Origin of the sequence: Streptomyces sp. NPDC005551, from assembly GCF_042871785.1 — a bacterium.
Taxonomy (GTDB): Bacteria; Actinomycetota; Actinomycetes; order Streptomycetales; family Streptomycetaceae; genus Streptomyces.
Window position 1 is genome coordinate 229,172 of record NZ_JBIAJE010000001.1, and the last position, 15,095, is coordinate 244,266.

The window sequence follows — 15,095 nt, forward strand, 5'->3', positions numbered from 1 at the left end:
TTCGCCGCCGGCCACCGGGTGGCCGGCGTGCCGCTCACCCGGACCGCCCACCCCCGCCGGGAGCTGGCCGTGGGGGGGGGGGGCCCCCGGGGGGCCCCCCCCCCCCGCCGGGGCGCCCCCCGCGGGGGGGGCCGCCCCCCCCCGCCCCCCCCCCGCCCGGGGGGGCGCCCCCCCCCGCCCCCCCCCCGCCCCCCCCCCCCCCCCCACGGCCCTGGCGGCAGCCCGCGGGGTGCACGCCGTCCCCGGGGCCTTCAGCGTGTGGGCGCTCGCGGCCAAGCACGTGGTGGCCGAGATCGCCGAGGACCTGACCCGCCGCTGTGCCGGAGTCCTGGCCACCCGCTCCGTGCTGCGGGAGGGCCCCCCGGGCGCCGGGCTGTTCCAGAAGCTCCAGCGGGACAGCGCCGTGGTGCGCGTCATCGACTCCGGACCGCTCGCCAACCTCCGCTCCTACGCCGGGCAGCTGCCCGGCCTGCTGGGCGGCGGGCGCACCTCGCCGCCCGGAACGCTGAGCGGCGCCTTCCGGCTGGACGAGGAGCCCCCGCCGTACGAACCGGCCGGACTCGATCTCGTCGTACGGGGCGCCGATCCGCTGCTGGCGGAACTCGCGGACGCGGCATCGGCGTTCACCGCGTCCCCGGACACCGCGGCCGACCCGTGGACCCGGTCCTGCGTCGCACGGCTCGTCACGGCCGCCGACGGGCTGCCCGCCGAGGCCGCCGAGGCACGCCGGCGCGGTGCGGACCCGAACGCCCTGGTGGACCTCGCCGAGCGCTACGCCTGGCTGCACGCCGCAGCGGCCTGCCTCCACCTGTGGCATCACAACCGTCACCTCTCGCTCTACGGGACACCGCCGGCCTCGAGCGGCTGGCTCGGCGCGGCTCTCGGATACCTGCTCGCCCGTGCCGACGGCACCGAGCCCCGGCGCCACGGTACGGCGTACGACCCGGCTCTGGACGCCGTGTCGGCGCTGTGCGCGGGGAACCACCTGCTGACCGCCCTGCCCGTCCGGCTCGCCCGCACCCGTTCTCATCCGATGGAGGATCCATGTCCCAGGCCGAGTTGATCGAACTGGCCGAGCGGCTCGAACGGTATCTGGGCGACCCGCACGACCCCGAGAGCAGGATGTCCTTCGCCGCCGTGCTCGACCACGACGAGCGCGACGCGTTCCCGTACGCCATCGTCGCCATGCTGCGCCGCTGGGGGTTCCTGGACTACGGTCTGCCGGCCGAACAGGGCGGCAAGGCGGGCAGCCCCGAGACCGGGTTCATGCTCATGCGGCTCGTGGCACGCCGCGACGGAGCCACGGCCATAGCGCTGGGGCTGACCAACGCGGCCTTCACCCCGGTGTGGATCGCCGGCACCGACGAGCAGAAGCGCCGCCAGATCGAGGACATCCACAACGGGGTGGGGCTCGCCTGGGGGCTGTCCGAGGCGGCGCACGGCAGCGACCTGCTCAGCAACGAGGTCGTCGCGGAGAAGGTTCCGGGGGGCTACCGGCTGACGGGGGAGAAGTGGCCGATCGGCAACGCCACCTTCGCCGACCGGATGGTCGTCTTCGCCAGGACCGGAACCCGCAGCGGCCCCGGGGACTTCTCCATCCTCATCGTCGACAAGTGGCGGTCCGAGGCCGAGACGGTCCGCGAGACGCCCCTGCTCAAACTCCACGGTGTCCGGGCGCTGGACCTCAGCGGCCTGCGCTTCGACGGGGTGTTCGTCCCGGAGAGCCTGCGCATCGGCGCCGAGGGACAAGGGCTCGAGATCGCCCTGAAGACCAGTCAGACCGCCCGTCTGGTCATCCTCAGCCTGGCACTGTCGGCCGTGGACACCTCGCTGCGGACGGCCCTGGAGTTCGCCCAGGGCAGGGTGCTGTTCGACCGTGCGGTGGTCGACGTCCCGTACACCGGGGTCCAGTTGGCGGAGTCCTTCGCCGACCTCATGGTGGCCGACGCGATGTGCCTCGGTGCCGTCCGCAGTGTCCAGGTCTCGCCGGACCAGGTCAGCGTCTGGTCGTCCGCGGTCAAGTACCTGGTGCCGACGCTGCTGGAAGGCGCGCTGTCCCGTCTGAACGTCGTGCTCGGCGCCAGGGTGTTCCTGCGGGACCACGCGCGCTACGGCATGCACCAGAAGATGCTCCGCGACATCCTGGTGACCAACATGGCCGACGGGAACACCGTCGTGAATCTGCGCAACATCGGGCACCAGCTGGCCTCGCTGCTCCAGCGGGCCCGCACGGCCGGACCGGAGGCCCGCGGCGAGGCGGCCGCACGTGCCGCCGTGCTGTTCGGCATGGACACCGACCTCCCGCCCTACCGGCCCTGGGAGCAGGAGCTGTCGAGCCGGGGAGCGGACGACGCGGTCCTGGCCGCGCCCGACGGTGTGGAGCGGCTGCGCTCGCTCGCGGCCGAAGCGGTGGACAAGGACCAGGACCGGTTGCTTCTCGCCGCCGATGTCGCGGATGAACTGCTGGCGCGGCTGGGGCCGTTGGAGGACCGGGCCACCCGGCTCCGGCAGGAACTGGGCCGCGGTTACGCCCAGTCGGCCGAACTCTTCGAGCTGGCGAAGGAGTACTGCGTCATCCACGCGGCCGCCGCGTGCGTGCTCACCTATGTGCACTCGCGGGACAGGATGGCCGAACCGCTGCCGAGTCCGGCCCTGCTCCTGCTGCAACTGGAGCGTCTGCACAAGCAGTTCGATCCGTACCGGCCCTACCGCGACCCGGCCGCCGTGGAGGAGGTGCTCGCCGTGCTCGTCCGGCTGCACGCCGGGAACCGGCTGCTGTCGCACTGGCCGATCGGGCTCGCGGAGCCGGCCGGGGACTCCGGATGAGTCCGGATCCGGGCGGTCCCGCGCGGACGGAGGCGTCCGCGGTGGACCTGTGGACGCTTCCGGAACGGCTGGTGCCGGAGTTCGTCGACCGGGCGGGCGGTCCCGCTGCGGTACTGGACCCGCAGGAACGGGCACGGCACGCCCGGAAACGGTCGTCCGGGGCGCGAAGGCGCTTCCTGGGCGGCCGGCTGCTGTGCCGGCTGGCGCTCAGCGCCCGCACCGGCCTCCCTCCGACGGCCTGGCGCTTCGCGGCGACCCGTCACGGACGTCCCGAGCTGGACCCCGGGCACCACGGCCTGCGCTTCAACGTGTCCCACACCGAGGGTTTGATCGCGTGCGTGGTCGCCCGGGAGCACGCCTGCGGGGTGGACGTGGAGAGCGTCCCCTTCGACGACGACAAGGCCCGTCTGCTGAGCGCTCGCTTCGACGACGCCCAGCGGGCGGCCCTGGCGGGGGCACCGGACCCGGTCGCCGCTCTGGAGGAACTGTGGGTCCTGACCGAGGCCTACCTCAAGGGGGTCGGGACCGGACTGGCGAACGGTGTGGGGGCGCTGCGGTTCACCCGGCGCCCCGGCGGGACCGGCCTGGTGGTCACCGACGGCCGGCGTCCCGGCGCCGGCCGTCGCTGGCACCTGGACCTGGTTCGTCCGGGACCCGGCCACCTGCTCGCCGTGGCGGTGGACGACGGGGGAGCGGGCGGGCTGCGCCGCCACGACCTCGTAGACGCCGGGAGCTTCCCCCGCGGCGCGTGGCCCGCCGCCCCTCCCGCCGCTGTGTCTCTCTGATGAATCTGTTGCGAACTGGAAGGATCCTCCATGTCTGAGAACGCATCGCCGAGCGTCGCCGTGATCGGCGCCGGCCCCGCCGGACTGTCCGCCGCCTACCGGCTGCGCGACCGCGCCAGGATCACCGTCTTCGAGCGCGAGCCCCGCCCTGGAGGCCACGCCAACACGGTGGAGGTCGAGGAGGGCGGCCGGGTGCTCGGCCTCGACACGGCGTTCGTCGTCTTCAACCCGCGCTTCTACCCCCGCCTGTGCGCCTTCTTCGGCGAGCTGGGCGTCGAGACGGTGGCGCACCCGGGGGGCTTCGAGTTCTTCGACCTCGACAGCGGGCTGGAGTTCGGCACCGAGGAGATGGAGCTGGACGAGTCCGCGATCGAGGCGCGCTACGCCGCCGCGCACCCGGAGTTCCCCGGCGTCTGGCGGGAGGTGCAGCGCTTCCACGCGGAGAGCCACCGCGACTTCTCACGAGGCCGTGCCGACATGTCGCTCGGGGAGTACCTGGACCGGAACGGGTACAGCACCGAGTTCCGCCACTCGTACCTGATCATGCTCTGTTCGGCCGTCTGGTCGGTTCCGGCCGAACTGGTCTGGGAGATGCCGGCGGCCACCGTGATCGCCTTCTTCGTCGGTCATGACGAGGGCGGGCTCGGCGGGCGCCGGGTCGACTGGCGGACGGTGGGCGGCGGTTCCATCTCGTACGTCCGCAAGGCGCTCGCCGCGATCGGACCGGATCTGCGGGTCTCCGAGCCGGTGACCGGGGTCCGTCAGGAGGCCGCAGGCGTCACCGTGACCACGGCGGCCGGCAGCAGCACGTTCGACTACGTCGTGCTGGCCACCCACGCCGACGAGGCGTACGCGCTGCTGGAGAACCCGACCGAGGCGCAGCGGACGGCGCTGGAGGGAGTGCGCTACAGCGGCTCCCGTGTCGTGCTCCACAAGGACGCCTCGCTGATGCCCACCGTCCGTGAGCGCTGGGGTGCCTGGAACTACGGGAAGACGACGGCCGACGGCCAGACCCGCTGCTTCGTCACGTACTACCTCAACCGGCTGCACGACTTCACGGCGGAGCAGGACTACTTCGTCACCCTCGACCCGCCGCGTCCGCCGGACCCGGCACTGGTCATCGCCGAGTTCGACTACACCCACCCGGTGATCGACGTGGCCCTGCGGGAGCGGCAGTCCGTGATCTACGCGGCGAACGAGGGCACCCGCCTGAAGCTGTGCGGGTCCTACTTCCACTCCAAGGAGCTGGGCCCCGACCTGATCGGCTCGCACGAGGCGGCCTTCTCGGCCGGAGCCGAGGCGGCGGCCCGGATCCTGGACGACATGGCCTGAGTGGCCCTCAGTCCTCCTTCCGCACCTCTTCGGTGCGGCTGAACAGGCGGGCGGACTTGTCCTCCTGGGCGAGCCGGCGCAGAGCCAGCAGAGCGGGTTCCAGAAGAACCGACACCAGCACGGCACGTTCGGCCTGCTCCAGCAGATCGGACGTGCCGTGCATCTGCGCGATGTCCAGCTCGGAGGTCCGGTCCGCCAGTTCGGCGTAGGGCAGCAGGGTCTGCCAGTCGATGTCGGCCCCCAGCTCGCCCAGGGCGTCCAGCACGTCGCCGAGCGTCTGGATGGCGGCGGTGTGGGCGGAGACGTCCCAGCCCATCCTGGAGATGAGGCTGCGCGCGTCGGTGACGCCCGGGGTCTCCTGCTCCTCCTGCGCCTCCTCCTCCTGCTCCTGCTTCTGCTTCAGGGCGGGTGGGCGGGCGTCGATCACGATGCCGAAGATCTGGTGCAGATCTCCCTCCTCCGTGACGGCGCTCAGGATCTCCCTCACCGAGTTGACCGACAGCCGGCGGACCCCGATCAGTGTGCGGATCAGGCGGAGCCGATGCAGATGGTCCTCGCCGTAGGAGGCCTGGTTGGCCGCGGTGGCGTGGCCTGGCGGCAGCAGGCCGTCGCGCAGGTAGTACTTGATCGCGGGGATCGAGACCCCGCTGCGGCGGCTGAGTTCCGAGATTTTCATCGTGCTCCACTTACCCACTGGATAACGGATGGCGCTACTGTCTATTATTGCAGTCGTTGGCCGTCTTCAGGAAGGTGGGAGTCGTCATGCCGACTCTTGGCTGGATCACCCCGAACGCCGCACCGCCCCACTCGAGGGCATATGTCATGGCTTCCCGCTTCGAGGTGAAGTCCCTCTCGGACGTCCCGCGGTTCCTGCTGAAGTCGCTCAGCTCCTGGAGCCAGGTGAAGACGGCCCCCGGGGCGTACGGGGCCTCGCTGATCGCGCAGCCTCACAAGCGGGTCTTCTGGACGCTGTCCGCATGGGAGGACCGTAACGCTCTGTACGCCTACGCCAAGTCCGATCCGCACGGTGCCGCGATGCGGGCCATGGCGCCGGTCATGCGGCAGTCGACCTTCACCTTCTGGGAAGTGGACTCCTCGTCGCTGCCCATCGGCTGGGACGACGCCAAGCGGCGACTGGCCGACAAGGCGCGCGAGGACGCGGCCGGCGGAGGCCGCAGGGCCTGACCGGACGGCTGTTCCCTGCCGGCCGGACGGCCGGGAACGCAAGCCGCCACTCCCGCCGGCCCCTCCGCCGGCATCCCGGCCGCTCCCGGCCGGATCACGGCCCGCCGCCGCGCCGGTCCGGCCGTACGCCGATGTTCTTCGAAGTCCACGCCTCGCCCCGCCCCGCCCCGGTACCGGTGACCGCCGGGTGCCGGAACGCCTGCGGGCGGCGGCCTTCCCGCCGGACCGGGCTCGCTCCCGGTGCACCGGCCCTTCAGCTGCGCTCCGCCGGGACTGTCGTCCTTCCCCCGCCGGTGGTCCCGGTGGAGCGCGTCCCTCGTGTGTCCGAATCCGTTGTCCGCCCGATGGAGGGTTTTGTCATGAGCGCAATCAAGATGGACGGGGGCGGCTCCACGGCCCCGCGCCCCGCCCCGGACGACCGGCGCCGCCGGTACCCCTTGTGGGTGACGATCCTCGCGTGCAGCCTGCCCATGTTCATGGTCGCGCTCGACAACCTGGTCGTGTCGACTGCGCTGCGCTCCATGGCCGTCGACCTCGACGCGTCCACCACGGACCTGCAGTGGTTCGTCAACGCCTACGTCCTCAGCTTCGCGTGCCTGCTGCTGACCGGCGCGGCTCTCGGGGACCGGTTCGGCCGGCGGCGCGTCTTCGTCCTCGGTGTCGCGGCGTTCACGCTCGCCTCCTTCGGCTGCGGTCTGGCCGACGAAAGCGGCCAGCTGATCGTGATGCGCGCCGTCCAGGGCATCGGCGCCGCGGCCGTGATGCCGCTCTCCCTGACGCTGCTGGCGGAGGAGGTGCCCGAGCGGCGCCGCAACCTGGCCGTCGGTCTGTGGTCGGCGGTCAGCGGTATGGCGGTGGCCCTCGGGCCCGTGGTCGGCGGTGCGGTCGTGGACGGACTGGACTGGCAGTGGATCTTCTGGGTCAACGTGCCGGTCTGCGTGGTGGCGATTCCCCTCGTGTTCGCCGTGCTCGGAGAGAGTTCCGTGCCGGGCGCCAAACTCGACCTCCCCGGCATGGCGCTGGTGACGGCCGGCCTCGTGGCGATCGTCTGGGCGATCGTGAACGGCGAGACGGAGGGCTGGAGTTCCGGGGTGATCCTCTCCGCCTTCACCGCCGGTGTCGTCCTGCTGGTGCTGTTCGTCCTGTGGGAGCGCCGGGCCCGCCAGCCCCTGCTGCCGCTGTCCTTCTACCGCAAGCGGGCCTTCGTCTTCTCCAACCTCGTCTCCGCGACCATGTACTTCGGCGTGTTCGGGTCAATCTTCCTGCTGGCCCAGTTCTTCCAGATCGCGCCCGTCCGGACCCCGCTCGAGGCGGGCGTGCTCACCCTCGCGTGGACCTTGATGCCGATGTTCGTCGCGCCGGTGGCCGGCGCGCTGACGGACCGGCTGGGCGGCGGCCGGCTGATGGCCGCGGGCCTCCTGCTCCAGGCGATCGGGCTGGCCTGGATCGATCTGGTGGCGACGTCCGACACCCCCTACTCGCGCATGGTGGGCGCGATGATCGTCGCCGGTATCGGGATGGGCCTCGTCTTCGCCCCGACCGCCGCGGTGGTACTGGCCTCGGTGGGCCCGCAGAACCGCGGCAAGGCCTCCGGCGCCAACAACACGGTCCGCGAGATCGGCGGCGCCCTGGGCACCGCCATCCTGAGCAGTGTCTTCGTCCACTACGGAAGCGACCGCAACGCCGAGGACTTCGTGGACGGCATGCGCCCGGCCATCTGGATCGGAGTCGGCGTCGTCCTGGTGGGCGCCCTGTGTGCCCTCGCCATTCCGCGCAACGTCTCCGCCGCCCCCGCCGGACCGTCCGGCGAGAACGAGCCGTCGGCGGACCTGCCGCGCACTTCCGTGACCCCCTGAATACAGCCGCCGCCCCTCGTGGGGGCGGCGGCCGAGTGTTCAGATCCCCCTGTGGACAGCCCGTTGCCGGGAAACGTCGAGGCAGAGGAGAGAAGGCCTGTGATGGGCAAGTTGGCGGAGCTCCGCGACAGGATCACGCACAGCGGCGTCGCCCATGCGGTCGGCCTGATGGGGGCCTGCGCCGCCACACTGGCGGTGATCGTCTACGGCGCGGTCGACGGGGAGAGCGGTTTCGGTCGGTCGGGGCTGGTCCTGGTCCTCGACATCGCCCTGCTGATCCTCCAGTTCTGCGTCATCCTGGCGAGAGACGTCGAGCGGGGAGGCCGCCCGGAGCGATGGGCCGTCTCCGCTCTCGCCGCCCAGTTCCTCATCGTCCTGCTGGCCTCGGAACTGCTCCACGAGGCGTGCTGCGTCCTGGCCGGTTCGCTGTCCGGCTCACTCTTCCTGATGCTGCGCGCCCGCTACGCCTGGCCGACGTTCGGCCTGGTGGTGGTCCTGCAACCGCTGGTCGCCGCCCGGTCCTCGGGTGCGCTGCCCCATGCGGCGGTCATGGCCGGGGGCATCCTCGCGATCGGCCTCATGTCGTACACCCTGTCGCAGACGGTTCTGGTGATCCACCGCATCCGCAGCGGACGTGACCAGTTCGCCAGAGCCGCCGTCCAGAGTGAGCAGAACCGTTTCGCCCGCGACTTGCACGACCTGCTCGGACACACCTTCTCGGCGGTGGCGATGCGCGCCGAGCTGGTGAACCGGACCTTCAAGGTCTCTCCGGAGCGGGCGGCCGCGGAGGCGGAACAACTGGTGCGCTTGTCGCGGCAGTCCATGGCCGAGTTCCGGATGGCGGTCCGGGGCTACCAGGGGGTGTCGCTCCTGGGCGAGGTCCAGGCCGTCGCCTCCCTCCTGCAGACCATGGACATCGACGTCACCCTCCGGGTCGCCGCGCTCCCGGACCAGGACGACGCGGGCACGGCCCTGGCCGCCGTACTGCGCGAGTCGGTCACCAACGTGCTGCGGCACAGCAGGGCGTCACGCTGCGCCATCGCGCTGACGGCACGGCCCGGCGCCGTGCGGCTGGAGGTCACCAACGACGGGTGCACCGCCGCCCGCGGCCTGCCCCGCCTCGGCAGCGGCGGTCTGAGCAACCTCGTCCAGCGGGTGACCGCGCTCGGCGGCACCTTCCACAGCGGACCGGGCGCCGGCGGCACCTTCCGGGTCGTCGCGGTGGTGCCCGCCCGCGTGGTGGCCCTGCCGCCCGGACCCAGCCGCGGCTGGTCGGCCCGACGTGTCGTGATGCCGGTCCCCGCCGGAAGTCACTGACACCGTCCGGGCCCCGGCCGACGCCTTCCGGGCGCCGTTTCCGGGCCTCACCACCGCCCCGCGGCCTCGGCACCGCACCCTTATCCCGCGTCTCGGGCGGGCCCGTCGCACCGAACTGTGTTCCCGGCTGTGCCGTTCCCCGATATTTCCCCCTCTGGCTGATTACGATTCCTGGCCGGGTGGGAAAACGCGGGGGTGTGTGCGTGATACGTGTGCTCTTGGCAGAAGACGTGCAGATGGTGCGGGAGGCGCTCGCCTCCTTACTCCAGTTGGAGGACGACATCGAGGTCGTCGGCGAGGTCGGAAACGGGGAGGACATCCTTCCGGCCGCCGAACGGGCACGCCCCGATGTCGCGATCCTGGACGTCAACATGCCTGGCCTCGACGGACTCACCGGAGCGGAGCGGTTGCGTGAGCGGCTGCCCGGCTGCCGGATCCTGGTGCTGACCGTTCTGGACGCGCCGAACGTCGTGCGCCGTGCGCAGGACATCCGGGTCGACGGCTACCTGGTCAAGAACGCTCCCGCGGAACACCTCATTCAGGCCGTCCGGCGGGTCATGGCCGGCGAACGGGTCATCACCCCGGAACTGGCGCTCGCAGCCTGGGAAGGCCTGCCCAACCCCCTCACGGCACGAGAGGCCGACGTGCTGCGGCTGGCGGCGGCCGGGGCCGAGGCGACCGAGATCGCCGAGTTCCTGCACCTGTCACCGGGCACGGTGCGCAACTACATGACCACCATCGTCGCCAAACTTGACGCGCGTAACCGGACCGACGCCGTGCGGATCGCCCGTGACGCCGGGTGGCTCCTCAACAACTGACCACACCGGCAGGGAGCGGAAGACGGCCGGTACGAGTGCCCGGTCCCTCCGTCAGTGACGCGTCAGCGTGTTCTGGGAAGGTACCGGCGCCAGTTGGACCCACCAGACAGCTCCGTGAGAGGAGCGTTCGCGACGTGCGACGATTCAGTCTCCGAAGGCCGGGCGGATCATCCCGCCTGGCCGCGTGCCTCACCGCGGTCGGCCTGACCGCCGTTCTGCTGACGGGTTCGGCGGACGCCACGGCGTCCGCCGAACCCGTGCGGACGACGTCGAAGTTCACCGCCTCCGACGGCGTGACGTACACGGCCACCAACAACCTGCTGCCCGCCGCCGATGGGCGGGGCCGGGAGTGGATGCTCACCTGGGCCGGCTCCGCCGACCCCTCGAAGCCGGACTTCCTCGCGGTGGTCGACGCCACCCGCAATTCGCCCACGTACGGCGACGTGGTCAACACCGTCACCCTCGGCCCGAGTCTCTCCCACGAGGCCCACCACATGCAGTACGTGTGGCACAAGGGCGACCGGCTCTACGCCGGCGGTCTGCTCATGGACACCGTCTTCGTCTTCGACACCAAGGCGCTCCCCGCGCTGAAGCTGGCCGGCGTGAACTCGTCGGTGGACACTCCGTGCGGTACCGCCCCCGACGCCTTCCAGGTGCTGCGTGACGGCACCGCCTACGCCAGCTACCTCGGCGGCCCCGACCTCCCCGGCCCGTGCACCTTCACCAACGGTGAGGTCCGTGAGGGGAACGGCGCGGCCGGATCGCCGGGCGAGATCGTGCGGCTCGACAAGAACGGCAAGACGCTCGCCGAGATCCCCGCGGCGCTCGCCGAGGGCGAGGACCCGAAGCAGTGCGGCAACGTCCCGAAGATCTCGAAGGCCACGTGCGCCAACCCGCACGGCATCATGGTCAGCGAGGAGCGCGACATCATGGTCGCCAGCGACTTCGTCGAAGCCCGTCACTTCATGAGCCCCGTCCTGCCGGACCAGACGAACCTCGCGCGCCAGACGGTGCGTGTCTGGGACATCAGCGACCGCAACGACCCCGAACTCCTCTCCGTGAGCAAGATGCCCGACGGACCGCGCGCCTCCAAGGAGCGCTCGGCGATGTGGCACGAGTCGCGGGTCGTCATGGAGCCCGCACTCCCCAACAAAAAGCGCCACAAGGGGGCGTTCGCCTCGTCCATGCTGGGCGGTGCGATCTTCTACGCGCCCGATGTGAGCGTTCCCGAACCGAAGTGGCGCGAAGTCTTCGACGACACCACGGCGTACCGTGCCGCGGGCGCCGACAAGGACGTCACGGGCGGGGGTGACGCGGGAAGCTGGCTGATGGTCAGCCCCGACGACCGCTACCTGTTCCACACGGTGATGGGCCAGTCCACGGCGTACGGGAAGCCGCTCGACCGGACCACCGGCATGGTCTACGTGCTCGACATCCGCAAGCTGCTGGCCGCCGGGGACGACCCGAAGTGCACCATCGACAAGCTGAACGAGGTGTACCGGGGCGGCGCGGAGAGCGACTGTCCCGCCGTCACCTCCGCGATGCCGATCAGGGACACCACCGACGGTGGCCCGCACTGGGGCGCGATGGACAACTTCGAGCGCACGCACGCCGGCACCTACCGGGAGACGAAGCACATCCGCCGCCTCGCCACCTCGAACTACTTCATCGCCGGCTCCTTCAGCGGCGACGGCAACCACGAGGTGTGCATGTACGACCTCGACCGGTCGGGCAAGCTCAAGCAGGACACCACGTTCCGCGACGAGCTGACCCACAAGCCCTGCGTGGACTTCGACCGGACCTCCTGGCCGCACGGAGACACCGGACCGGCCCGGCCGCACGGCATCCTGTTCACCGTCAGTGACAGCGTCCTGAAGTGACCGGATCCATCAGTACCCGGATGACCGCGGCCCTCGCATCGGGCCGCGGTCATCCGGCCGCGCTGGACGGGGCGCCGGGGCAGACCCTGATGCCGATCGCCGTCGCGTCCGTCATCGGCATCGTGTGTGTGGCGTTCCTGGCCCGGCGGAAGCTGCTGCCCCGCGGCTACCTCCTCACCTCCGTCGCCGTCTTCTCCCTGGCACTCACGCTCGTCACCGTCGCGGCGCTCGGCACCCGGGGAGGGAGCCCGGAGGCCACCACGGCGGACGCGCCGGCTCCGTCCCGACCGGGTACGCCGCTCCTGCGGACGCTCCCGCTCGGCGGGAAGCAGGTCGGTGTGCTCGTGGTGCCAGGACGGCCCGGCCCCAACCTGGTGGCGATCGGCGCCGACGACGCCCGGGCCGGCACCGCCGACGGCGGGCTGCGACGGGGCGAGCACCGCCCGGGCAGCTCCCAGACCTGGGTCCCCGTGCATCTCCCCGACGGCCGCAGCACGCTGCGGATCGCCGCGGGAGGCAGTACCGGGAAGCTGTCGGTGGACACCGGACGCGGCGCCCGGGCCCCGCTGGAGGCACTCGCCGGCGCCGACGGGCCGGAGTGCGCCGCGGCCGCCGCAGGCGCCCTGGTGGCCGGGGAACAGACCCCGCTCACAGCCTGCCCGTCCGACCGCCTCACCGAGCAGGACGCCGCCACGCTGCGGGCCACCGTCCGCTTCCTCGCAGACCGGGGCACCCGCTCCGTCGGCCTGGTGTCCGACGGCTCCAGGCGCGGCCGGGCCGCCGCCGCCGCGGTGCGCTCGGCGGCCGGCCGGGCGGGCATCGACGTCACCCGGCCCGACCGGTCCTCCCGGCCGCTGCTGGTCACCAGCGGGTGGCCCGGCGCCACGGACGCGGCACTGGCCGTGGAGCGCGGCACGACCCGCGCCCAGGGCGTCTACCTCGCCCCCTGGCTGCTGGCCCGGTCGGTGCTGACGCCCAGCGCCGGTCAGGTGATCCCGCTGCGGTACGCGCCACGGCGGGCCGAAGCCATGGAGTACGTCAAGGCGCTGACCGCGCGGATGCCCGGCGAATACCCGTCGAGCACCGGCTACCGGGCCTGGCAGCGGGTGCGCGGCGAGGAGCCCGCGACACCGGCACGGCTCTACGCGGTCTCGGTCGCGTACGTACCCGGCGGGATGGTCGCCGCGGACGGCGCGAGCGCGGGCGGCCACCACCACGCGGGCGGCGAGGCGGACTGGCTCCCCTCGGGAATGATCGCGCCGATCAGCGCCCCCCTGAGTGAAAGGACGAAGGATGACCCGGGAGCGTAGGCGTGACGAGGGCCAGTGGGCGCTCGGATCGAGAGAGCCGCTCAACGACAACGAGCGGTTCAAGAAGGCCGAGGACCCGCTGCGGGTACGGGAGCGCATCGAGCGGACGTACGCGCGCGAGGGCTTCGCCTCCATTCCCGCGGACGACCTGCGGGGCAGGTTCCGGTGGTGGGGCCTCTACACCCAGCGGCGTCCCGGCATCGACGGCGGACGCACCGCGACCCTGGCGCCCGAGGAGCTCGACGACGAGCACTTCATGCTCCGGGTCCGGGTCGACGGCGGAGAACTCGACGTTGCCCAGCTGCGCGAGATCGCGGCGCTCTCCACGGAGTTCGCGCGGGACACCGCCGACATCACCGACCGCCAGAACATCCAGCTGCACTGGATACGCATCGAGGACGTCCCGGAGATCTGGCGCCGGCTGGAGGCCGTGGGCCTGTCCACCACCGAGGCGTGCGGGGACTGCCCGAGGGTCGTGCTCGGAAGCCCCGTGGCGGGCGTGAGCCCCGACGAGGTCCTGGACGCCACCTCCGCAATCCGCGAGATCGTCGACCGTCATGTCGGCGACCCCTCGCTGTCCAATCTGCCCCGCAAGTTCAAGACCGCCGTCTCCTGGCTGCCGGACGTCCCCTTCCAGATCCACGACATCGCCTTCCTCGGCGTCGAACACCCCGTGCACGGACCCGGCTTCGACCTCTGGGTCGGCGGTGGACTTGCGACCTCGCCCCGGCTCGCGGAACGCCCCGGCGCCTGGGTGCCGCTGTCCGAGGTGGCCGAGGTCTGGGCGGCGGTGGCCGGACTGTTCCGCGACTACGGCTACCGGCGGCTGCGCAACCGGGCCCGCCTGAAGTACCTGATCGCGGACTGGGGAGTGGAGAGGTTCCGGGAGGTGCTGGAGACCGAGTACCTCGGCCGGCCCCTGCTCGACGGACCGGAACCGGTGCTGCCCGCGGTGCCGGTGGACCACCTCGGTGTCCACGAGCAGCGTGACGGGCGCTACTACGTCGGTGCGACACCCGTGGTCGGCAGGGTGTCCGGCACCCGGCTCGCCCGGCTGGCCGACATCGTCGAGGCCCACGGCTCCGGCCGGATACGCCTGACGCCCTATCAGAAGCTGATCGTCCTGGACGTGGCGGATCCCGGACCCCTGGTGCGGGATCTCGAGGCCGTCGACCTGCGGGTGACCCCCTCCGTCTGGCGCCGCTCCACGATGGCGTGCACGGGACTCGAGTACTGCAAGCTCGCCATCGTCGAGACGAAGGACCGGGCCGCCGAACTCGTCGCCGAACTGGAACGCCGGCTGGCGGACCAGCGGACGGACATCAGCGTCAACGTCAACGGATGCCCCAACGCGTGCGCCCGCACGCAGGTCGCGGACATCGGACTGAAGGGCCAGATCGTCACCGGCCCCGACGGTGCGCAGGTGGAGGGCTTTCAGGTCCATCTGGGCGGCGGGCTCTCGCTGGCCAAGGACGACGAGGCGGCCTTCGGGCACAAGCCCCGCGGGATGAAGGTGGCCGCGACCGAACTGCCGGACTTCGTCGAGGGACTGGCACGCGACTACCGGGACGGACGTACGGACGAGACGGAGACCTTCGCCCAGTGGGTGCTCCGGGTGCAGGACGCGCAGCGGGGCTGAACCCGCGGACCGGCCGAAAGGGGCCCGGGGAACACCTGGAGGTGTTCCCCGGGCCCCTTCGTGCGGGTCCCTTCGACCGGGGCCCCGGAGCTTGCCGGCGGACGGCCTCGTAGCCGTCCACCGGGCGTGGGACCGAGCCGGACGAAG

12 protein-coding genes are annotated in these 15,095 nt (G+C 71.9%); 11 read left to right on the forward strand and 1 reads right to left on the reverse strand.

The genetic code is table 11. The annotated features are described in order from the left end of the window. Positions 1 to 229: 229 nt before the first annotated feature. From ACFYP4_RS00895 to ACFYP4_RS00910, 4 genes are read left to right on the forward strand one after another with little or no spacing between them, the layout of a single operon-like run. Positions 230 to 1,063 (forward strand): hypothetical protein, encoded by an 834-nt coding sequence (locus tag ACFYP4_RS00895; protein ID WP_358852499.1) that lies wholly within the window; start codon positions 230 to 232, stop codon positions 1,061 to 1,063. Further along, positions 1,045 to 2,826, forward strand: a complete 1,782-nt coding sequence (locus ACFYP4_RS00900) for an acyl-CoA dehydrogenase family protein (protein WP_388782644.1) — start codon at positions 1,045 to 1,047, stop codon at positions 2,824 to 2,826. Before ACFYP4_RS00895 ends, ACFYP4_RS00900 begins: the two co-directional genes overlap by 19 nt. Then, positions 2,823 to 3,611 carry a 4'-phosphopantetheinyl transferase family protein gene (locus ACFYP4_RS00905; protein WP_388781471.1) on the forward strand — a complete coding sequence of 263 codons (789 nt, stop codon included), beginning with the start codon at positions 2,823 to 2,825 and terminating at the stop codon, positions 3,609 to 3,611. The genes ACFYP4_RS00900 and ACFYP4_RS00905 overlap by 4 nt, the downstream gene beginning before the upstream one ends. 30 nt (positions 3,612 to 3,641) lie before the next feature. After that, positions 3,642 to 4,943, forward strand: a complete 1,302-nt coding sequence (locus tag ACFYP4_RS00910) for an FAD-dependent oxidoreductase (RefSeq protein ID WP_358852496.1) — start codon at positions 3,642 to 3,644, stop codon at positions 4,941 to 4,943. A gap of 7 nt (positions 4,944 to 4,950) precedes the next feature. Here the strand turns inward: ACFYP4_RS00910 and ACFYP4_RS00915 are convergent, their stop codons facing one another. Beyond that, positions 4,951 to 5,619, reverse strand: a complete 669-nt coding sequence (locus ACFYP4_RS00915; RefSeq protein ID WP_358852495.1) for a MerR family transcriptional regulator — start codon at positions 5,617 to 5,619, stop codon at positions 4,951 to 4,953. A 146-nt stretch (positions 5,620 to 5,765) separates the two neighbouring features. Between ACFYP4_RS00915 and ACFYP4_RS00920 the strand changes: the two genes are divergently transcribed. From ACFYP4_RS00920 to ACFYP4_RS00950, 7 genes are all read left to right on the forward strand, one after another. Then, the gene (locus tag ACFYP4_RS00920; RefSeq protein ID WP_388781475.1) at positions 5,766 to 6,128 is read left to right on the forward strand and encodes a DUF3291 domain-containing protein; all 363 of its coding nucleotides are present in this window, start codon (positions 5,766 to 5,768) and stop codon (positions 6,126 to 6,128) included. Positions 6,129 to 6,502: 374 nt separating this feature from the next. Next, positions 6,503 to 7,984, forward strand: coding sequence for an MFS transporter (locus ACFYP4_RS00925; RefSeq protein WP_388782647.1), 1,482 nt, complete (start codon positions 6,503 to 6,505; stop codon positions 7,982 to 7,984). A gap of 102 nt (positions 7,985 to 8,086) precedes the next feature. Then, a complete protein-coding gene (locus ACFYP4_RS00930) occupies positions 8,087 to 9,301 on the forward strand; it encodes a sensor histidine kinase (RefSeq protein WP_388781478.1) in 1,215 nt (404 codons plus the stop codon). A gap of 203 nt (positions 9,302 to 9,504) precedes the next feature. Next, a complete protein-coding gene (locus ACFYP4_RS00935; protein ID WP_358852492.1) occupies positions 9,505 to 10,119 on the forward strand; it encodes a response regulator transcription factor in 615 nt (204 codons plus the stop codon). Positions 10,120 to 10,253: 134 nt separating this feature from the next. Continuing rightward, the gene (locus tag ACFYP4_RS00940) at positions 10,254 to 11,999 is read left to right on the forward strand and encodes a hypothetical protein (RefSeq protein WP_358852491.1); all 1,746 of its coding nucleotides are present in this window, start codon (positions 10,254 to 10,256) and stop codon (positions 11,997 to 11,999) included. Next, positions 11,996 to 13,309 (forward strand): hypothetical protein, encoded by a 1,314-nt coding sequence (locus ACFYP4_RS00945; protein WP_358852490.1) that lies wholly within the window; start codon positions 11,996 to 11,998, stop codon positions 13,307 to 13,309. Before ACFYP4_RS00940 ends, ACFYP4_RS00945 begins: the two co-directional genes overlap by 4 nt. Beyond that, positions 13,293 to 14,948 carry a nitrite/sulfite reductase gene (locus ACFYP4_RS00950; RefSeq protein ID WP_358852489.1) on the forward strand — a complete coding sequence of 552 codons (1,656 nt, stop codon included), beginning with the start codon at positions 13,293 to 13,295 and terminating at the stop codon, positions 14,946 to 14,948. The genes ACFYP4_RS00945 and ACFYP4_RS00950 overlap by 17 nt, the downstream gene beginning before the upstream one ends. Positions 14,949 to 15,095 lie beyond the last annotated feature (147 nt).